We start from the raw sequence: 23,108 nt of genomic DNA, 5'->3' as shown, positions 1-23,108 counted from the left end.
CTTCTTTTTATAGGTAGGAGAAACAGTTAGAAATTCATTCTCATTAAAGAGAGTAAGGCCTTTCGCCTTACTCTCTTTAACTATTAGTAGCATTTTTTACAAATTCTTTGTCCCATAATCGTGACGCATGCTACAGGCACATTCCAAGGACAATCTTTAGTTAAAGTTTCAACCCAACCAGGTCCTGCTCCACCAACTAATTGTTCAATCTCTTCATCTTCTACGACTTGTAAATATTTTTCAGTTTCCATTTCAATACCTACCTTTTATTTTTTTGAAAATGATGTTATAAATTCAATAATTTACCACAACATTATCTAAAAACAATATACCATTAAATGTTAATAAAAAAAAGATATATTTATAGAAAAATAAAATAATAGGATATTTAACTATATTAATATAATTAAAGGAGACTCACTTACTATATCATTAAAATTTAAAGGCTATTTTCCAAGTTAATATTTTTTAAATTTTATAAATTTATTAATAATCAATGCTGTTTAATAATTTAAATAATTCTTCTAATACCTGAATAACGATTAAGAATATTAATTAAACTTGTAAAAAATAGATTTTCAGAAGATATAACTCAAGAATATTTTACCATAAAATAGGATAATCAATTCTTTTTTTAATAGTATAATGCTTCGTCAGAAAATTTTAATCATGAATTGCAAAAAGCATGTTAAAAATAAAAAGATGAAATTGCAAGTATATTCACTTCACAATCCCATCTCATCTAAAAATTGTATATCATCAACTCTCTTGATCCTCGCAATTCTACCAAATTAATAGCAACACATTATATAGATATAGGTTTATACTATTCTACATTTAAATACATGTAATATTGCCTATACTTTGTTATTTTCATGTGAAACTAATTCACTATATATCTCTTTCTCTATATTTTTCAAGAGAATTTCCAACCTATTTTTTGTAGCTAGATTAAAATGTGGATTTAATTCTTTTATTATAAATTCAAGTATCTCAAAGCTTATGTAATCTCCTAATTCAAGTGAATATTGATCACCCAAGAAAGTTTTTAATTTTTTAGAGATCTCCACTTTATCTTTTTTGGTAATATTTACCCCATCCGATAACAAACCTCTCTTAGATTAGTCTTAAATACTAATTCAAAAAGTTTTTATAACATAATAAAAATATTTTGGAATTAATATAAATCATATAATGAAATTTTTACAAATAAATAAAAAATATACATCATAACCATTAAACAATATATTAAGCATCGTAAACATATATTGGCTCGTCATAAAGGCGTAAACATTTTGACCAATTTCCACATAACGTTTCCCATTCACCAGCAGGATATACTTCCGTACGCAATATATGAAGTGGTATACGTAAATTCAATAACCGACCACTAAGCGTCGTACGAGTAACTCCCGCTGGCATTAAAAACTTTGCTTCAATTACCTTTTTCAGTTCCATCAACGAGTATTCTGGATAACTCATCAATATTTCATTTGAATGAGGCCAGACCTCAGTATCATTTGAATGACGGCGTACCGTATACTCATGTTGATATAAGCTGACAATACGATGCCATATCTCTAAATGATTAAATAAATCGCTATTTAAATCCCTTGCATATAAAAAATGTACTTGTTTATTTGCTTCTGTAATTTTTGCAAGCAAACGTTTATTAGCAATAATCTTACCTGACCAAATTATTGTAGGTTCTTTCTTTAAATTATTTACCCATTCTCCCATTGGTAATAAATGATTCCAAGCACGAATTTTTATTTTTTCATCAGGTACTACCTGTACAGCAACGCGTTTACAACCTAATGCCATCATAGCCTTCATACGATGGGCACCATCAAGTAACAGATAATTACCATCACTAAGCTCAGAGACTAAGGGAGGATTTCGTAAAACACCTTCACTTTCCATTACACGACAAATTTGTTCCAATCGTTTGTGTTCATATGATTCATGAAAGCGAATTTGCTTGGGATGTAAGAGATCTAAGGCCGAAATAATTTCACTCATAAAAACAGCTCCTCAAATAATTCCATAAATTCTAAGCTTATCAAATAACTAATTTTCTATAATGATTAGTTGTGTTTACCGATATTTAGCAGCTATTAGACAATTATTTCAAACTGCGCTTTAATAATTTTACTAGTCTTCTAATAAAACGCCAATTTCCTTTTCCCTAGCCCTTTGATAGTAATAAGCAGCAATGGCTACATCAAAAATGGCCATACCCATTGGATTAAATAATATTGCTTTGTCATAAGGGAAGTTATGCAGTGCTCCTCGGATTACAACGTCAGCAATTGATACTGTATCTTCTTTTTGTAAACCTCTTTCAAGGTGCATCCTTTCAACATCAGTTTTTTCACGACAGACTTCTTCCCAATTATCAACAACTAGGGATTTTGTATATTCTAAGATATCAGGCTTAAAATCACGAAGAGAAACATTGAGTAGTAGCGCTCCATCTTTAGGTTTCTTATCAATATAACCTTCTGCAGAAACAGTACAAGTAATAAAAATATCAGCATCATTATAGGCTTCTTCATAAGCATTAACCTTTTGAGTTTTAGAATAAATTTCCTCAGGAATTAATTCGTCTTTAATTCCATTGATATCATATAGGTAAACACTTTCGATTTTATCGCCTAATAGGGCAGTTACCATCTTTAAATGCATCTGACCAATAGGTCCAAATCCAATTATTCCAACTTTAACATTATTTAAATCTCTTAACTTGGCAAACTCTCGAATCATTAACCCTGTAACAGAAGCTGTTCGTATAACACTGACCATTGCTGTATTAAGCGTCGCAAATGGTTTTCCAGTCATAGCATCATTTAATATAGTAACTGAATGAGCACGTTGAATACCTTTCTCAATATTCTTCGGAAAACTAGCTATCCATTTGATTCCTGAAACCTTAAATTCTCCTCCAATATAAGCTGGCATAGCAATAATTCTATTAGCCGGATCATCAAAACGTAAGTATGGCTTAATTGGCTGAGAAAATTCTTCTGCATCAAGACTTTGTACTGCCTTTGAAATGACATTTATTGTTTCTTCCCAATTAACACCCATTTCATTGATATGTTTAGTATTTAAATACATCATAATTGCTTCCTCATTTCTATATCATTTTTATAAAGAAACTAATTGGTCTTCTACTGATTTTTTTGTATTAAGCCATTCTACCCATTCTACGTTGTAAATAGTTGATGTGTAAGCTTGTCCATTATCAGGACACAAGAAAACAACATTAGGTGTATTTTGAACATCCCTATTTTCAAAATACTTTTGGATTGCATAATATGAAGTCCCTGATGATCCACCAGCAAATATTGCATGTTTATTAAATAGCTCATAACAACCTGCAACAGTATGGACCTCCGGTACAATCATTACATCATCAATCAATGCTTTTTTAACCATACCAGGTATCATACTGGCACCAATTCCTGGTATGTACCGTTTACGAGGCTTATCACCAAAAATAATGGACCCTTGACTATCTACCGCAATAATTTTAATATTAGGGAATTTTTCTTTTAATCGTGTAGATACCCCAGCGATAGTTCCTCCAGTACTCACTCCAATGAAGGCATAATCTAACTGTTTAAAATCATTAGATATTTCTTCACCAATTCCTTGATAATGGGCTTCAAAGTTATCAGCATTATTATATTGATTTGTCCAGTATGCATTAGGAATAGTATTTAAAAGTTCTTCCACCTTATTTAAACGCGTTAATAAATAGCCACCTGTTTCATCTCGTTCATCCACTTTAGCTACTTGATAGGAAGTTGCTCTCAAAAAATTCTCATAACTATCATTAATATTTGGATCAATAACTGGTATGAATTTCAGGCCGATATACCTACAAAGAGTAGCAAGAGCAACCGCAAAGTTACCAGATGAAGATTCGATAATTGTAGAATTTTCAGTCACTTCACCGCGACTTATTGCTGATTTTAAAATATGGTGAGCAGCACGCACTTTAACACTATTCATTAAATTGTGATATTCTAGTTTTGCATACAGATTAATCTTTTCATGCTCTAATTTAATCATAGGTGTGTTGCCGATTACCCTTTCTAAACTCTCTAATTTCTTGAGCATAATTTGCTTCCTTTCTTGGTTAAAATCTAAAAAAATAATTAAAGATAAATAGTTGTAAATGTTCTTTCGAATGTATTTCAAATAGAACTTATACCTGAAAGACAATAAATGCTAGATTCTTTAGTATCGATAAGCTAAGCACCATTCAAGTACTGCCATAGCACTATTTAGCTTGTTTTCGGCCTGGGTAAATACAATACTTTTCGGTCCATCAATAACTGTTGCTGCTACTTCTTCCCCCCGGTGTGCTGGGAGGTCATGCATGAAAGTAGTTTCCGGATATAAAGTCAAAATTCTCTCTGTCACTGCAAATGGATTAAATGCATCTTTCCATAAAGGATCTATTTTGCTTGTCCCTGTTGTTTGCCACCTTGTTGTATATACAACATCCACTTCACTAGGTAACATTTTTATATCATGACATTCAATAACTTTAGCACCAGATAATCGTGCATATTCTTTTGATTTTTCAAGCACACTTGGAGACACTCCATAACCAGCAGGTGTAAAAAGATATAACTCCGTACCTGGAAAACGAGATAAAGAAAGAGCTAGAGCTGCAGCACTGTTATTACCTTCTCCCATATATAAAACCCGTAATCCAGCTATTTCACCAAATTTTTGTTTCATTGTTGTTAAGTCTGTTAGCGCTTGTGTTGGATGTTCTTCCGTACTCATTGCATTAATGACTGCCATACGACTTTGAGATGCCAGCTTTTCCATTTCCTTTTGACTATCTGCAGTTCTTGCTACTAGTGCATCCAGCATTCGCGAAAGTACTTGAGTAGTGTCTTCTATAGACTCCCCTGTATTTTCTTGCAAATCATTTGGACCATACGTTACAATTTGTGCACCCATCTTTAATGCTGCAACAGAAAATGCCGATCGAGTTCTAGTCGATGTTTTACGGAAGTAAATCCCAATTATATTTCCCGCTAATATTTGATTAGGTTGCGATTTACCTGTGGCAAACTCTACCCCACGAGTTACAATTTGGTTAATATCACTATCAGTAAGATCCTCAAGAGTAATTAAATGTTTTCGAATAGCCATTATTATATTACCTCCCTTTTGAATAATTGCATGTAACAAAAATGTATTTACATATGTATGTAAATAAAAACTACTAAACAGCTAAAGTAAAAATAATAGATTGGAAATATAATTCATGTGGATCCATTACCACACTTTTCTATAATTTTTTTTAAACTAATGTATAGCAGTTGATATATAGCCTATATGAACTCGAATACTATTTTTACTCAGAAATACTTACATATAATTCTATTGTTAGTCTATATTCCTATTTTTTATGATATAGCTCTGCTGAATATATTACACACTACAACACTAAAAATATACTCAAAATACAGAATTTTCAGCTTTCTCAATTCTTTCATCAATTTTCTGTCAATTCATACTCAAATTATCTTTTTTACTAATAATATACATACAATGTTGGCTGTTTCTTTTATAGCCCACTTCTAAAAAATCCACCCATTCAAAAATAACGTTTTACGGATTGTCAGTTAAGATACAAATTACTGCTGCAGTCATTAAAGAGTCCTCTTTAAAAGAGATATACTCCTTCTACTGGCTCGCTATTTTTAGTTATGATAACCTCTTAATTGTTACAGCTATAACGCTAACAATTGTTATTGCAACCATTGATCTAAGTAAACAAACAATGAATGACATACTAATATATACACAAAGTAATCTATTAAGCGTAAAATGATTGCATCTCCAGCAAGTTTAATTACTTATTCAGATCTTTGCTTTTATAATTTTCAAAATTAAATTTCCGAAAATTTTCTTTCCTTAAGGAAATATCGATCATTTTAAACTATGTAAGAATGCTTATCTTCTATAAAGTAATTACACAAATCAACAAAGTCAATTTCAATTATTGATTCTGGAAAACTATCTAAAGAAGCACAACAAGAAAGCTTATAATCTTTACCAATAGTAAACTTTTTATAATAAACCTCATTAGATAGCATGTCACCATAAAATATTGTATTTTTTTTAATAACAAAAGAGTTTAAAGGTATAGTTAGTCCTTTCCCTATCCATTTAACAAAGCTTTCTTTTATAGTCCATAATTCATAAAACACATCTAATTGTTGTTCTACATTTAATGAATTTAAATAATTAAATTCTTCCTCAGTAAATATATTTTTAATCATTGTAGTATCCATGGGCCGGACTTTTTCTACATCTATTCCTACTTCTTCCTCATGAATAGCTCCAACAACCCAACTTTCGGAATGCGATATATTAAAATGAAAATTATTTAACTCATCCACATAAGGCTTTCCGTATTCATTGTATTTATATTTAATATCTTTATTTTCTTTTGAGAAATTTGTAGTAATTAAATATCTTATTATAATGTCTCCAATTAAGGCGCTATATTGGTCGGGCTTTCTTTTATATTTCTGTATTTTCATCTGCTTTTCTTTTGAGACCAAACTCATAAGTTTCTGCATAATGTTATGATCTATATTTCCTGGCACACGTACCTTATATATATTCATTATTTCCTTCCCACCTAACTTCTTATATAAATATAAAAAACTCTCAATGAATAATTCCTATTTATTTTTGATTAGTAAAAAACATTTTCAGAGGATAATATTCTATTTTACATTCATATTTTTGACTTATTTTCTAACCTCTTTATGTCTATTATTGAATGGGCTCAAAGAAAAAAGTCTCATAATATGTTATACACGAATTTATGAGACTTTTAGAAAACTAATAGTGTACAATTTCAAATAATATTTCACCTATTTACATGTGCTAATAAGAGCATTTGTTTAAAACTCATTTTTATACTCTTTACCAACTCATGAATATGCGGTTTCTCTAACATACTCAGATGGGAACCTGGCACTTGCAAAGCGTATACTTCCCCTGATGTATATTCATTCCATCTGTTATAATCTACTAGTGGGTGAATGTCATTAATAGATGCATTAAATAGAAAGATATCTGCTTTTATTTTTTGTTTACAATTATATTTTAGGTATGCATATCTATTAGCTATCATTACTTTTAACTTATTCATCATTGGATCTTCAAAATTTTGCTGACAACTATTTTCATTCAATGTAAATTTTTTCAGTAAAGATTCTATTAATTGTTCTTCACTCATTTGCTCAAAACTAATTTTCTCAATCCCTAACTGATCATTGAATTTTTCCAATTCTTCAAAGGCATTCTTAATATTTAAACTAAGAATCTCCTTACCTTGTTCAATAGGATGAACATCAAGTAAACCTAGAAAACTAACTTTATCACCTAGTTCTTCTAATTTTCTAGCCATTTCAAATGCAACTATTCCTCCAAAAGACCATCCTAATAAGGTATATGGCCCTTCTTTTTTTACTTGTTTAATCTCTTCTATATATCTTACCGCCATTTCCTCTACAGATAAGTTTGAAAATCTATTATCATCATATCCTATAGATTGTAACCCATATACAGTCTTATCCTCTCCTAATTCTCTAGCCAAATCATAATAGTTTAATATACCCCCTCCTTGTCCATGAACAATGAACCATTGACTATCCTTGTTTGTCCCATTTTGAATTGGAATTAAACACTCACTGTCTATTCCTTTATTCCTACTTATTACATCACTTAATTGTTCAATAGTAGCATTTTGAAATAATAAACTTAATGGCAGTTGCACATTAAACATTCTCTTGATATTTTCGAATAACTTTAATCCCTTAAGAGAATGACCACCTAATTCAAAGAAATTATCATTTATACCAATATTATTTACGCCTAATATACTACTCCAAATATCAATTAAACTACTATCTATGTCATTTCTTGGTGGTACATAATTACTATTGTCCAGTGTATTTAGCTTCGGTAACTTACTTCTATCTATTTTCCCATTTTGTGTTAATGGTATATTGTGAATTGGTATGAGTTGTTGAGGTATCATATAATGTGGTAACTTTGTTGCCAAATATGCTCTTACCTCTGGAATAGGAATATCTTTTTCTGTAACTACGTATGCACATAAATACTTTTCCCCAGCTTCATCTTCTTGATCTATTACTACGGCCGTTTTGATTGTCTCATATTTTAACAAACTCGCTTCTATCTCACCTAGTTCTATTCGATATCCCCTTATTTTTACTTGATGATCGACTCGGCCCAAGTATTCAATATTACCATCAGGTAGCCACCTTGCTATATCCCCTGTTTTATATAGTTTCTCACCTCGTTCAAATGGATGATCAATAAATTTATCTGCTGTTAATTCTTTTCGATTGATGTATCCTCTAGCTAACCCTATGCCAGAGATACATATTTCACCTGGAACACCTATAGGTTGTATCCTATAAAATGAATCCAATATATAAATTTTAGTATTTAACAATGGTGAACCTATCGGTACGTTTTGTGTTGTAATTTCTTTATTACTCTCATATCGATAAGATGTACAACAAACTGTAGCCTCTGTAGGTCCGTATCCATTTAATATTTGGAGGTTCCCCCTAAATAGATGATCGTATTTTGCGAGTAATTCTGTTTTAATGGGTTCTACTCCCACAAGTAGCTTATTTAACACTATCTTCTGGTTATCTCTAACAAAATAATCATATACTTCATTTAATAAAGTAGGTGGAATATATGATAATGTAACCTGTTCTTCAAGAATAACTTGTACAAGTTTTGATACATCAAACTTCTCACCTTGATAAATAGTCATTCTTGCGCCATATATCAATGGGACAAATATCTCAAAAATAGTAACATCAAAAGAAATACTACTTGAGAATAGAACGTTATCAGTTATCCCTATATCTTGAGAGAAATCTTCATACATTGCACACAAAAAATTAGTCAAGGATCGATGTTCAATCATTACTCCTTTAGGTTGTCCTGTAGAACCTGATGTATAAATAACATACGCTAAGTTGTGAGGTTCTATCATCATTTGCATGTCTTCTCCTGGTTCTTCTTCAAAAGACATATCCATTAGATCTATTACATTACCTTGGAATTCTATCCCCTTTATAATAGAGTTTTGATGTACTAATACATGTGAACACCCACTGTCTGTCAGCATATATTCCACTCTTTGTTTTGGTAAGTCGGTATCAATTGGTAAATACGCCCCACCTGCTTTTAAGACACCTAATATACCTATAACCATCTCGATGGATCGTTCCATCATCACACCAACAATGGATTCTCTTTTAACTCCTTGGTCTAATAACCTTCTCGCCAACTGATTAGCTTTTATATTTAATTCATTATATGTAATTCCTTTTTCATTACATACAACGGCTATTTGATTAGGGTTCCGTTTTACTTGTTCTTCAAACATTTTATGCACTAATAAATGATTAGAATTTGAATTCTCTTTTTTGTTAAATTCATTCATAATACAATGTTCTTCTTCTATAGATAACATATTAATATTACGCAATCGTACTCTAGGGTTATTAGTTACTTCCTCAACTATATTTGTAAAATGTACCATTAACCTTTCTATTGTCTCCGCTTTAAATAACTTAGTACTATATTCTACTTTTAAATGAATGTTATTATCTATTTCCGTTGCTACTAATGACAAATCAAATTTTGAAACTGACTGCTTAAACGGATACGGTGTAAATTCTAATTCACCAATAGATATTGGATTCATATCCATGTTTTGAAAAACAAACATGGTATCAAATAATGGATTTCTACTTGTATCCCTATGCAAGTCTAAACCTTCTAATAGTTCTTCAAAAGGATAGTCTTGATTTTCATAAGCTTCTAATGTATTGAGTTTTAATCTACTCAAAAACTCAATAAACTCATCGTCATTTTCTAGATAATTTCTCATTACCAAAGTATTAATAAACATACCAATCATATGATTAGTATCAGAATGAGACCTTCCAGCAATAGGCGAACCTACAATAATGTCTTCTTGACCTGTGTATCTAGATAAAAGTATGTTATAAATGGCCAATAAAATCATATATGGCGTAGTACCAGTTTCAGTTGCTAGCTTATTTACTTTAAAAGTTAAATCTCTTCCCAAAGTAAAAGAACAAACATTACCTTTAAAGCTTTGTATAGTCGGTCTTTGAAAATCGGTTGGAAAATTTAAAACCGGGAGTTCTCCTTTTAAAGTTGTTAACCAATAATTCTTTTGTTCACTAATTAGATTCTTATAGTAAGGTCCATTTTGCCACATCACATAGTCTTTGTACTGCACTCTCAATTTTGGAAGCTCATTTCCTTTATACAATTCTACAAACTCTTTTATTAATATCCCCATTGATAAACCATCAGATATTATATGATGCATATCTACTACAAGGATATGTCTTTCTTCTGCTATCCTTAAAAGCAACACCCTTAATAATGGAGGTTTTGATAAATCAAATGGACTTATAAACTCATGTATTAAATAATCCGCATCTTTTTCATTTACATGAACGTATTCAATATTGAAATCTACATTAGGCTCAATTTTCTGCACTAATTCCCCATCTAAAATTTGAAAAGAAGTTCTTAATATTTCATGTCTCTCAATTAAAGATTGAAATATATTTTCAAACTTATCTTTACAAATATCCCCTGCTACTTTAAGTATTGTGGGCATATTATAAGTTGTATTTGTACCATCTTCGAATTGATCTACTATAAACATTCTCTTTTGTGACGTAGAAGCTAAATAATACTCTTGTTGTTTTACAGGTTCTATGGAAATATAATTACTTTTTTCCATTTCTAATATACATTTTGAAAAATCAACCAAAATAGGAAACTTAAATAGGGATTTAATAGATAATTGCACATTAAATTCTTTATTAACGATAGAAATTAGCCTAGTAGCCTTTAATGAATGACCACCTATCTCAAAAAAATTATCCCGTATTCCTACCCTTTGTATTCCTAATACATCTTTCCAAATCTCAACTAATTTTCTTTCTGTAGAATTTGTCGGCTCTAGATGACTAGATTTCAAATTATTTATAGGTTGAGGTAATTTTTTTCTATCTATTTTTCCGTTTTGTGTTAACGGTATGTTTTGAATGGATATGATTTGTTGAGGTATCATATAATATGGTAACTTGGTTGCTAAATATGCTCTTACCTCTGGAATAGGAATATCTTTTTCGGTAACTACATACGCACATAAATACTTTTCTCCACTTTCATCTTCTCGCTGTATTACTACGGCGGTTTTAATTGTCTCATATTTTAACAAACTTGCTTCTATCTCACCTAGTTCTATTCGATATCCCCTTATTTTCACTTGATGATCAACTCGTCCCAAGTATTCAATGTTACCATCAGGTAGCCATCTCGCTATATCTCCTGTTTTATATAATTTCTCACCATGTTCAAATGGATGATCAATAAATTTATCTGCTGTTAATTCTTTTCGATTGATGTATCCTCTAGCTAACCCTATGCCAGAAATACATATTTCTCCTGGAATACCTATAGGTTGTAGCCTGTGAAATGAATCCAATATATAAATTTTAGTATTTAACAATGGCGAACCTATTGGTACGTTTTGTGTTGTAATTTCTTTATCCCTCTCATATTGATAAGATGTACAACAAACTGTAGCCTCTGTAGGTCCGTATAAATTTAATATTTGGAGGTTCCCCCTAAATAGATGATCGTATTTTGCGAGTAATTCTGTTTTAATTGGTTCTACTCCCACGAAAAGTTTATTTAACGATATCTTCTGATTCGACCTTACAAAATAATCATATATTTCATTTAATAAGGTAGGTGGAATATATGCTAACGTGACCTGTTCCTCAAGAATGACTTGTACAAGTTTTGGTACATCAAACTTCTCACCTTGATAAATAGTCATTCTTGCTCCATATACCAATGGGACAAATATTTCAAATATAGTAACATCAAAAGAAATACTACTTGAGAATAGTACATTATCAGTTATCCCTATATCTTGAGAGAAGTCCTCATACATTGCACACAAAAAATTAGTTAAGGAACGATGTTCAATCATTACCCCTTTGGGCTGGCCTGTAGAACCTGATGTATAAATAACATATGCCAAATTTTGAGGTTCCATCGTTATCTGCAAATCTTCTAATTGTTCTTCTTCAAAAGGAATATCCATTAGATTTATTACACTACCTTGAAATGCTACTCCCTTTATAATAGAGTTTTGATATGTTAGTACATGTGAACACCCGCTGTCTGTCAGCATATATTCCACTCTTTGTTTTGGTAAATCGGTATCAATCGGTAAATACGCCCCACCCGCTTTTAAGATACCTAATATGCCTACAATCATCTCAATAGAGCGTTCCATCATCACACCAACAATGGATTCTCTTTTTACTCCCTGGTCTAATAACCTTCTCGCCAACTGATTAGCTTTTATATTTAATTGCTTATATGTAATTTCTTTTCCATTACATACAATCGCTATTTGATTAGGATTCTGTTTTACCTGCTCTTCAAATAATTGAGGAGCTGTTACAGTCTCACAAAGTAATGTTTTATGAACTTTAGTCGTATGATTGAAATCAAATAATATTTGATTCTTTTCTGTTTTAGGCATTACATCTAGATCCATTGCAGATTTATTTGGATCTTTCATTAATATATCTAAAATATTATATAAATGATTAACTATTCTACTAACTAATCCTTCACTATATAAAGTAGAATTGTAATCCACTTGAACCTTTAACTGTTCTTCATTTTTCATAAACCTAATAACCATATCAGAGTTTATTTTATCTGTACTCTCATAACAATGAATATCATCTAACATTACTATTGTATTTAATACGGGAAGATTATTACTCTCTCCATCTAGACTTAATAATTGAGTAAGTTTATTAAAAGGAAAATGACAATGTTCATTTGACTCTAAAATTGTTTCTTTAATTTTATATATTATTTCTTTGAAATTATCTTCTTGATTTATTTGAGTACGTAATAATAAAAAGTTGTTTTGAAAAACCGTCTCTTCTTGACCTTGCTTAAAAACTGGCATTCCAATTACTACATCATCCCTATTGGTATATCTACTTAAGAGATATTTCACGCCTGATAATAAAATAGTGTACAGTAACATATCAGAATTATTGCTAATTGCTACAGCTCTCTTCGCAATATCCGATGGGAATTGACAATAATAACTTTCTTTAGAAGCCTGAAAATTATTTAAAGACAGACAATCACAAGGAAATCTACTTAACTCAACATCACCTGATAACTTGTCTAACCAATATTCTTTTTCTTTTTTAAATTTTTCACTAGATAATAAAACCTGCTGGGTAAATTTATCAAGCATTTTTTCTTCCCACCATTCTCTATGATATTGATACTAAATACTACATATTTAGTGGTTATGTTCCCCATAGACCTATCCGTTTTATCATGAGGGGGCACAATCATACTCGTCATTGGGAGTTTTCTTCCTCAGTAATAAAACTCCCAATGACGACCAATTAGATTGCTACTTTAACGATAGAAGTTTCACATAAAGCATAGAAATGCACTTTTCTCTTACTCAGATACATCTCTTAATTTTTTTACTTCACAGATTTTACCCTATCTAGTATTTTCATAATTAACTCGCCCACGATGTCAGCTTGATGTAGTAAAAACATATGACCACCATTAACTGTTAGAAAATGAACCTCATTGCCCCATTCTACCCACTTCTTAGCCCCTTTTACTGTATAATTAGAGTCTGTTGTTCCACTAATAATATATAGGGGCGCTTTCAACAATGTTGTGTCATCATTTATATAATTCTCAATGGCACGAAAGTCAGATCGAATAACTGGAAGGATATAGTTTAAAAGCTCCTGATGTTGTAATACTTCATCCGGTAATCCTCCCAAAGACTTTATATAATCTATAAAGTCTTTATCATCTAAATGATTTGTTTTTCTTCTTATTTCCGGTGGATTCATAGCAGAGATAATAACATTTTTAGGATTTATGCCCTTACTTTCTAAAATTTGAGCCATACGGTGAACTATAATTCCTCCCATGCTATGGCCAAATAATGTAACCTCTCCCTCTAAAATTGGTTGCATCTCCATTAAATATAAATTAACAAGATCATCTATGTTATCAACTAGTGGAGAAAGATTAGGGCCATGGCCTGGAGGATCAAATGAAATAAGTTTTATATCTTTCGGTAAATAATTCTTTAAAGGTAAAAAAGAATTCGAATAGCCCCCAGCATAAGGAACACAAACCAAATATTTGTTACTATTCAATCCTGGCGATAAATCTTTCATTAATTTTCTCAAGTGACTTCTCCTTTATTAAATAAAATTTTCATCAAATAGTTGTTTAATCAAACAAATTATCAATTTCTTCATCACTAAGGTTTAAGGTTTCAAAATCTGATGAAGTAAATTCTTTTGTTTGCATTTGACAACAGGATTGGATATATGTCTGTAGTCGTTCTAGATAATCTGAAAATAAATTTTCTACAAAATTCTTTTGAAAATGACTTGTACTAAATGTCACATGAATTTCTAAGCTTTTATTCTTAACCATGGCCACAATATCCAATAATGCAGTAATATGATTATCTTTTGATTGTTCACTGCCACTTTGATAATCAACAATAGTAAACCATCCATCCCCGAGAGAATTATCTATCTCTCCTAAATAGTTAAAACGAATTATATTTTGAGATAAATCTTTGCAAGAAGGAAACTTCTCTTTAAGAATTCCATATCCAATTCCCTTATTAGGTCTTTTACGAACCTCTTCTTTAACACTCTTTATTTGATTAGCAATATTATGCGAAACTTTTAATACAATAGGAGACATCGTTGTAAACCACCCTACTGTACGTGAAATATCAAGATGCTCAAATAATTCCTCTCGACCATGACCTTCTAACTCAAATTTAATTTGATCTTGGTTTGTATATTTACCTAAATTTTCTGTCAACACAGCAAGTAACAACTCCATTGGTTGTGTATTGTAAGGCACATTTGCAGTAGTTAATAGTTTTCTTGTATCATCTGCATTCAATGTAAAGGTAAGAGTCGTACAACTATCAACAGTACTATTTTCTTTTTCTCTATTAATTTGAAAATTATTATCTAGCATGTTATCTATGGATTCCCAATAATCTAATTCAGCACGTACTAAATTAACTCCTCGACTATTTAAAGCTTCAGACCAATCTTGGAAAGAGTTAGTTTTTAATGGTAGCGATGGAACTTCTCCTAAATACAAGCTATTCAAACATCGATTTGCATCTTCAATTAAAATACGCCAGGACACAGCATCAACAATAAGGTGGTGTGCAGTTAATAATAACAACTGTTGATCATTTGAAAGCTGGAATAAGGCCCCTTTAAATAATGGTCCTACATTCAAATTTAAACTTCCTTTTAACTCTTCACCTTTTATATGAACCTGATTCAAAGCCATTTCAATTGGAATTTCAGACAAATCAAACATGGTAACCTTAGAATCAACAATGGACATATCTTCGTCATAATAGAAGTAATCCTGCTTATCCTCATACCTTAACCGTAACAAATCATGATGATGCATGATCGTATTTAACATCTTATTAACATATTCTTCTTTAACCGGCTTCTTCAAAGACAGTAATACCGATTGATTCCAATGATGCGGGTTCTTAAACTGTTGATCAAGGAACCAACGCATAATAGGAGTAGGCTCTACCTTTCCTGTTACCAATGTTTGTGAGACTGTAACATCTTTTTGTTTAACTAACATTGCTGCCAATTCACTTACAACTGGATAATTTAGTACATCTTTAACTCTAACTTTCCATCCCAGTTCTTGTAATCTAGCGCTCACTTGGATCGCTTTAATAGAATCTCCACCTAAATGATAAAAATTACTATGCAATTCGATTCTATCAGTCTGTAATATTTCCTTGAGAACTTCACTAACCATTCCAGTAACATCTTCATCTACTTCTTCTAAATGAGTATGATTAGAACCGTTATTTAACATCGGATCTGGCAACGCTTGACGATCTACCTTTCCATTGATAGTAAGCGGTAGCTGATCCATATAGATAAAAAATGAAGGAATCATATAACTTGGTAGCATATGCGAAATAAAACTGCGTATTTCTATATTTTGAACACTGTCTTTCAAAACAATGTAAGCAACTAGATGATTTGAATTATCCTCACCTTGCCAATTCACCACTACTACATCTTTAACAGACTTGTGTTGTAACAGTGCATTCTCAACCTCCCCTATTTCAATACGATATCCTTTAACTTTCACTTGAGAATCCATCCGTCCTTGATACTCAATTAATCCATTTGGCAACATGACAGCTAAGTCACCACTTCGATACATCTTCTCACTCGAAATAAATGGATTGGATAAAAAACGTTGCGCTGTTAAATCCGGACGATTTAAATAACCTTTAGCTACCCCATCACCCGATATATAAATTTCTCCTTTTACACCAATAGGAACCGGCTGAAGATTCTTATCCAATAAATATATTTGAACATTATCAGCTGGTGTACCAATTGGTACGGATGCTCTTCGATCTAGATCTGGATCATAACGATGAATCATACATCCAACCACAGTTTCAGTTGGTCCATATTCATTAATTATTTCAATTTTACCGCTAAAAAGATCATATATCTTTTCGGCTACTGAGGTTTTCAAATCCTCTCCACCCACAATCAATCTGCGAAGAGATGAAACTCTTGGGGGTGAATAGTTATTTAACAATGCTAAATGTGAAGGCGTAACTTTCAACACTGTTACTACATTTTCCTTGAGTATTTTTGACAAAATAAACTCATCTTCATTATCATGATATATTACTAACAATAAACCACTTATTAAAGGAGTGAATATTGAAGTTACTGTTAAATCAAAAGAAACGGATGAATATAATGCAAAAACATCATTTTCACTACTAATATAGTTCTTTTTAGCCCAGGAAATATAGTTAACCAATCCACATTGAGTGATTACAGTTCCTTTAGGATTCCCCGTGGTTCCAGAGGTATAAATTATATATATTGGATCATTTGGTGCATTTACTAGGTTTAGATTGGCATTATCTCCTTCATAAAGTTTCTGATCACATATATTAATTTTCTCACCTAAATATTCTAAATTACCCTCATTTGTATAGTCAGTTAAAAGTAATGTTGTGCCGCTATCATTCAAAATATAACGAATTCGGTCCTCTGGGTAGGAAGGATCTATAGGCAAATATGTACCTCCAGCCTTAATAACTCCCCAAATTGCAATTACTATCTCAAGTGAATGTTTAGCTAGTATACCCACGACTTGACCATTTTTGACTCCTTTTTCTCGTAACTTTCTTGCTAACTGATTAGATTTCTTATTTAATTCAAGATAAGTCATTGATCTATCAGCATGTTGAATTGCTATTTTTTCTGGTGTCTGTTTTACTTGTTCTTCAAATAATTCTTGAATAGTTTTTTCTTTCGGATACACAACAGCTGTATTGTTAAATTTCTCTAACATAAACTTTTGCTCATCATCCGATAACAAAGATAATTCTTTTATCGATTGATCTTCATTACGTAAAACTTGTTCTATTAAAGCTAAAAACCTTTCATGCATACAATTGATTTGATCTTCTTCAAAATCCGCGACTTTATAATCATATTGAATTTCTAAACCTTCATCTGCCCATTCCTTAATAACTAACTGCAATGAATAGGCTTGGTAACCACTGTAAAACTCCACGTTTTCTAAAGAAAATCCATCAATAGTATTTTTAAGTTTTGTATTATAGTAATTCACACTATATTGAAATAAACCATCGTATCCTTTACTAGTCAATTGCAAGTCTTTTACCAATAAGTTATAAGGATAACGCTGGTGAAATAGACATTGTTTTATTTCATGATTTACTCTTTTAATGAAAGATAGAACACTCTCATCTTCATCCACATTTAACCGTAACGGCATTGTGCTAGTAAACATACCTACTATTTTCTTTTCTAGTACACCGGAACGATTTAGTACAGGAGATCCAATGATTATGTCTGATTGATCATACATTTTATGAATATAAATAAGCATAAAGGTTGAAAATAATGTATTCATAGATATTCTATGTTTTTGTATAAAAGACTGTAGAGCAACCAATTTTTCTTTTTCAATTAAAAATATCTTTCGTTTCCCTTCTAGAGAATGAGATGTTTTTGATAAAAAGAAATCTGGCAGATTCATAAATTTCTCATTCCAATAATTCTTATTTTTTACGTATCGAGGGGATTCCAGATATTTCTCCTCTGCTTGTAAATAAGACAGATAAGTAGATTCAACCGTATCATTTATATGCTCATCATTCTTTAACTTAGAGTAAAAATCGATAATTTGACTCGTCATAAGTTGGATTGTCCAACCATCAGCTATAATATGATGAAACTTAACAAAATAGGAGCTTTCTACATCACTTATTTTCAAGAGCACGAATTCAAACAGAGGGCCTCCTTCAAGTGGAATTTGTTTTTGAAATTCATCCTGGGCCCATTTTCTAGCTTCTAAACTTGGATTATGATGATTAGAAAAATCAATTAAACGTATTGGTGTAGGTTCAAATGGTGATATATATTGGTGGGGTTCTCTATGTTGTTGAAAAATTCGTAGACGTAAACCATCATTTTTCTTAATGAATAATTGAATTGCTTTTTCTAAAATTGTAAAATTAATTTCCCCATTAATAAGAACCATCCCTCCGATGTTATACATAGATGTGTTTGGATAAATTTGTTCATTATACCAAACTCTTTTTTGTGGATGCGTAAGAGAATGCTTTACAATTGTTTGTTGCATATTTCCACTTCCCCTCTATCCACATCCGTTGGTGTTTCCGGAAATTGTATATTAATATAGTGAGGATAAGGATTGATATTCTCAAGATTATGTTCTAAAATTAATATTCCATTTTCGTTGCTAGTTTCCTTAAATCCAGCTAATCGGTACGTAACAAACATCATACGGTTACGGTCAGTCTGTCGAAACTCAGCCAAAAAGCGTTTACCTGCCTGTTTTGTCCTTTCCATTAGATATGTGAGGAGTATAGTACCAACGCCACGGGACATTACACGACAAGACATGAGAAGAAGTTTTAGGCAGTCGGCTTCCTCCGTCCTTTTTACAAGTGTTAAACCAATCTTCCCATAGGAGCCATATTTGTCTGATAACTCACAAACTAATAATAAATAATCTGGATGATTACGATAATAGTTTAATTCATCATAATCATAGGTAATACCAGTCGAATTTAATTGATTCGTACGTACTGTTAACTCCTCTGCACGCTGCAAATCTTCCTCACGAGCCTCACTAATCACAAAATTCATCCCAAGTGAAGCTAAAAATTCTTCTTTTGGGCCTTCATATTCTTCTTCATCCTTCGTTCTCTTAAGATTTTCTAAATACATCAGTCTTCGACGACGTGAATCTTCTGTAATTCTTTTTGGTTGTAGTCGTGGCAAGTCTAATAACGACTTATATTCATTTACATGTATACACAGAATATCATTATGAACACTCTGTACTTCTTCTAATTCAAAAGGTTGGTCATCAATGAACGCAAAAGTATCAATACCTATGTTTAAATTTTTTCTAATTTTCTCAATGGAACTAGATTTAGAGTTCCAATGAATCTCCGGATATAAAAAATACTCTTCTATTCCAAATTCCCGTAATTTAGCTATTGCATCTTCGTAGTTATTTTTACTAGCAACTGATTGCAGTATTCCACGTCGATCTAATTCACATATAATTTCATAAATTCCAGGTTTTAAAGTAACTGTACCACTCTCTAATAAAACACCATCCCAAATTGTACAATCTAAGTCCCAAACAACACATTTAATTTCCTTACTCATGATAATGCCTCCTTTGTTTTATTCATTTTCACAGTTCCCATCTCCATCACTATAAGCTTATCTGCCAAATGAAAATATTGATCGTCGTGAGTAATAGCAATAATACATTTACCCTTCGCTCGCATTTGAGGTAACAATTCTTCATAAAAGAAGCGTCTATAACCAGGATCTTGATCCGCTGCCCATTCATCAAATAAAAGTATAGGTCGATCTTCCAAATACGTAACCAGCAATGCCAACCTTTTCTTTTGTCCAGTTGATAGTTGCGTAGTAGTAAAGCGCCCATTCTCAATGCCAACCTTGTCACTCAGTTGGAGAAGTTCTAAATAATGATCGATTTCTGCTTTCATTCCTTCTGTATTAATTCCATATAGCCTATCAAAAACATGAAAATCACTCAGGATAGCTGAATAGTATTGATTCAATTCCTCTGGAGCTATTTCTTTTCCATTTAATAAAATGTTACCTTCATTAGGTTCATATAACCCAGTAATCAGTTTTGATAAAGTAGATTTTCCACTCCCATTACCACCAGCAATAAAGACTATTTCTCCAGAATTAAACTCCATGTCTATTGGACCAATACCAAAACCAGTAAAATCTCCATCTTTATTCTTATACTTATAACTTACATTTTGTAGCTGCAAACAAATTGGCACATCTAAGTACTCTTTTGTTGTCGCGATTTGCTCATTTGCCTTTATATGATCTACACTCTTCACCATTTGTTGAATACGTTGCCAAGAAATACGTACATTTACGAGCTGAGGGATACCGCCCAGTATTTCATTAACTGGACCTGTCATATACAGAAAAACGATTACATAGTTACTTATCGTCTCTTTCGGCATATTAACAAAAATTTCTGGAAATACGAAAACTACAATACCAATAACAAAAATGAATAATAGTTCTCCCAGAACAAACACATTTGCAAATTTAATATCTCCTATCGTTCGTTTAACACGATAGTTATTACAGCTTTCATTCATAACTTCTCGAAAATCGTTTCGTTTTCCAGTATGAAGCCTAAGCTCTTTGAAACCATGCCTTAGATCACCAATCAAACGAAAATATACATTCTGAATATCTCTTGTTTCATTCCAAACTTTATCTGCTTGTCGTCCGATCAAAGAATATACCCCTGCAGTAATAAAGATGATACACAAGGATAGTAAAAAGGCATACATATTCATTACACCAAGATAGAGAAAACAAAATAGTAACGTTAATAAACTTGTTCCAGCAGTAACTAATAGATTGAGAGAACGAGAGATAACTTCCGTATCGTTATTTAATGTCGCCTCTATTCGGCCCTTCTCAATCAACTCCAATTTGTAATAAGGAGTCTGTAACAACTTATCTGTTAATTCCATCCTTTTTTCATAAACTAGCTCGTTTGTATACGATACAATGCTAGTTCTAATAATACGTTGTGAAAAGACATACATAACGATTCCAAGTACAAAGTAAAACAACAAGCCATTTTCCAAATTATTTGATCTAACAAACGTTTCATTAATCACAAAAATGAGAAAGGCATTACCAAATCCTGATATTAATCCCAAAACAATTAAAGTCAAAAGCGACTTTCCCTTTTGTCTTGGAAAACAAAGATTTAAGAATGTATGGATAACATAGGCCAAACCCACCCCAGCAATTGCATATATTGCAAGTACAACAGTTGAAGGAGCCCAAACTTTTATAAATGCCCACGGAAGCCCTCCAAACAAGAGATTTGGTAGTTGATAAAGTGCATAAATCATTAGCCCATATATCGCAACTACTAATACCATATGTAACCATGTTTTTCCCGTTGGTAATATAAACTTTCTTTTTCTAAAAATAATCTCCCTGATTAAATGAAATAACATGACCAATAACGTTAGTAAACACAAAGATGAGATCACAAATAAGGCTGTTCCTATTTGATCCGTTTTCTTATATTCATCATAGAGTAACGGTTTAACTTCTTTATCTATCATCATATTTAAAAGACTGTTACCGATATAGTAAGTGTAATTACTATTCAGATTTGCTAATACTACGACCCCTATCTGTTCCTCATCACGGAAACCAATATACGATGAATAATTCGGGTTACTTCCACCATGTGAAATTTCCCCTCCACCACTTTGATAGACCTCCCATCCAGCTGCATATGAAGCTCCATTGCTATCTGGGGCAACCTTTCTATTCGCTTTATGAGAATCGTTAATCAATTCCTCCGGAAACATCCTAGGCTTTTCAACCCCAAGCTGTAATTTTAACCATCTTTCCATATCATTTATATTTGAAATAAAATATCCAGCCGGTGTATTCCCCCTATAATTAGGAGCGTCATAGGGTAATGATTGTAAGAAATTACGCTTGTAACCTTGGGCCATGTTATCTAATGGGGCCATCTCACGTCCAGCGTATGTACTCAATAAATCCAACTTTGATAGCACATGATCTTGAACATATCTTTCAAATGATTGATTAGTTGCCTTCTCGATTACTAAGCCTAATAGATCGTAGTTAACCGTAGAATATTCAAAACTGCTACCCGGCTCTCGGTTTAGTCCTATTGGCATAACATTCCTAATCGTTTTCTCAATAGAATCTTTGCCATTGGTTATAGGAATATATCCAATGGCCTTTTCCGGTATTCCACTAGTATGGTGTAATAAGTCATAAAGTGTAATTTCATAAGGTTTGCCTTTATACTCCATTTCAAACCATGAAACATATTTAGTTAAAGAATCACTAAGTTTAATTTTCCCTTCTTTTTCTAGCTGCAATACAGCTAATGCCGTAAAAGCTTTTGAAGTAGAACCTAGCTCGAAAAGCGTCTCATTCGTAACTTGACGTTTATTGTCTATATCGGCATAACCATAATTCTTCTTATAAATCGTTTCGTTTCCTTTTACAATTACTACTGAAAGTCCAGGAATACCCGCTTGAGATATTTGTTCTTCTATATGCTTCTGTATTTTCTTCTCATTAAACTGTACCGTTTCCTGCGCTTCCACCTGTCGATAAGGGAGTACTATTAAAGTCATTAAAATGATAAACTTCAACCATATGTTTAACTTCATA

Annotated in this window: 12 protein-coding genes; all 12 read right to left on the bottom strand. The window is 31.9% G+C overall.

Translation table 11 applies throughout. From position 1 onward, the window contains the following. Positions 1-83: 83 nt before the first annotated feature. A complete protein-coding gene (locus QO049_RS20880; RefSeq protein ID WP_016090584.1) occupies positions 84-251 on the bottom strand; it encodes a type A2 lanthipeptide in 168 nt (55 codons plus the stop codon). 606 nt (positions 252-857) lie between these two features. Then, the gene (locus tag QO049_RS20875) at positions 858-1,109 is read right to left on the bottom strand and encodes a DUF2164 family protein (RefSeq protein ID WP_000947505.1); all 252 of its coding nucleotides are present in this window, start codon (positions 1,107-1,109) and stop codon (positions 858-860) included. A gap of 139 nt (positions 1,110-1,248) precedes the next feature. After that, a complete protein-coding gene (locus QO049_RS20870) occupies positions 1,249-2,022 on the bottom strand; it encodes a ParB N-terminal domain-containing protein (protein WP_001289608.1) in 774 nt (257 codons plus the stop codon). Between the two features lie 132 nt (positions 2,023-2,154). Next, positions 2,155-3,123 carry a 2,3-diaminopropionate biosynthesis protein SbnB gene (gene sbnB, locus QO049_RS20865; protein WP_284489435.1) on the bottom strand — a complete coding sequence of 323 codons (969 nt, stop codon included), beginning with the start codon at positions 3,121-3,123 and terminating at the stop codon, positions 2,155-2,157. 27 nt (positions 3,124-3,150) lie between these two features. Further along, complete coding sequence (sbnA, locus tag QO049_RS20860) at positions 3,151-4,128, bottom strand: 2,3-diaminopropionate biosynthesis protein SbnA (protein WP_000914207.1); 978 nt, start codon at positions 4,126-4,128, stop codon at positions 3,151-3,153. Between the two features lie 120 nt (positions 4,129-4,248). Next, positions 4,249-5,181, bottom strand: coding sequence for an ornithine carbamoyltransferase (locus QO049_RS20855; protein ID WP_284489434.1), 933 nt, complete (start codon positions 5,179-5,181; stop codon positions 4,249-4,251). A gap of 788 nt (positions 5,182-5,969) precedes the next feature. Then, positions 5,970-6,668, bottom strand: a complete 699-nt coding sequence (locus tag QO049_RS20850) for a 4'-phosphopantetheinyl transferase family protein (protein WP_016090581.1) — start codon at positions 6,666-6,668, stop codon at positions 5,970-5,972. A gap of 248 nt (positions 6,669-6,916) precedes the next feature. Next, on the bottom strand, positions 6,917-13,453 hold the full coding sequence (locus QO049_RS20845; protein WP_284489433.1) for an amino acid adenylation domain-containing protein: 6,537 nt from the start codon (positions 13,451-13,453) through the stop codon (positions 6,917-6,919). Between the two features lie 241 nt (positions 13,454-13,694). Further along, positions 13,695-14,426, bottom strand: coding sequence for a thioesterase II family protein (locus QO049_RS20840; protein WP_001228849.1), 732 nt, complete (start codon positions 14,424-14,426; stop codon positions 13,695-13,697). A gap of 43 nt (positions 14,427-14,469) precedes the next feature. Next, positions 14,470-18,966, bottom strand: a complete 4,497-nt coding sequence (locus QO049_RS20835) for an amino acid adenylation domain-containing protein (RefSeq protein ID WP_284489432.1) — start codon at positions 18,964-18,966, stop codon at positions 14,470-14,472. After that, positions 18,948-20,027: an HAD-IIIC family phosphatase gene (locus QO049_RS20830; RefSeq protein ID WP_000031545.1), complete on the bottom strand. Its 1,080-nt coding sequence runs from the start codon at positions 20,025-20,027 to the stop codon at positions 18,948-18,950. Before QO049_RS20830 ends, QO049_RS20835 begins: the two co-directional genes overlap by 19 nt. Further along, on the bottom strand, positions 20,024-23,107 hold the full coding sequence (locus QO049_RS20825; RefSeq protein ID WP_284489431.1) for a cyclic peptide export ABC transporter: 3,084 nt from the start codon (positions 23,105-23,107) through the stop codon (positions 20,024-20,026). Before QO049_RS20825 ends, QO049_RS20830 begins: the two co-directional genes overlap by 4 nt. Position 23,108: the final 1 nt, after the last annotated feature.

This window comes from Bacillus sp. RB3 (assembly GCF_030164735.1).
Lineage (GTDB): Bacteria > Bacillota > Bacilli > Bacillales > Bacillaceae_G > Bacillus_A > Bacillus_A cereus.
This window is presented reverse-complemented; position numbering and strand designations above follow the sequence as displayed.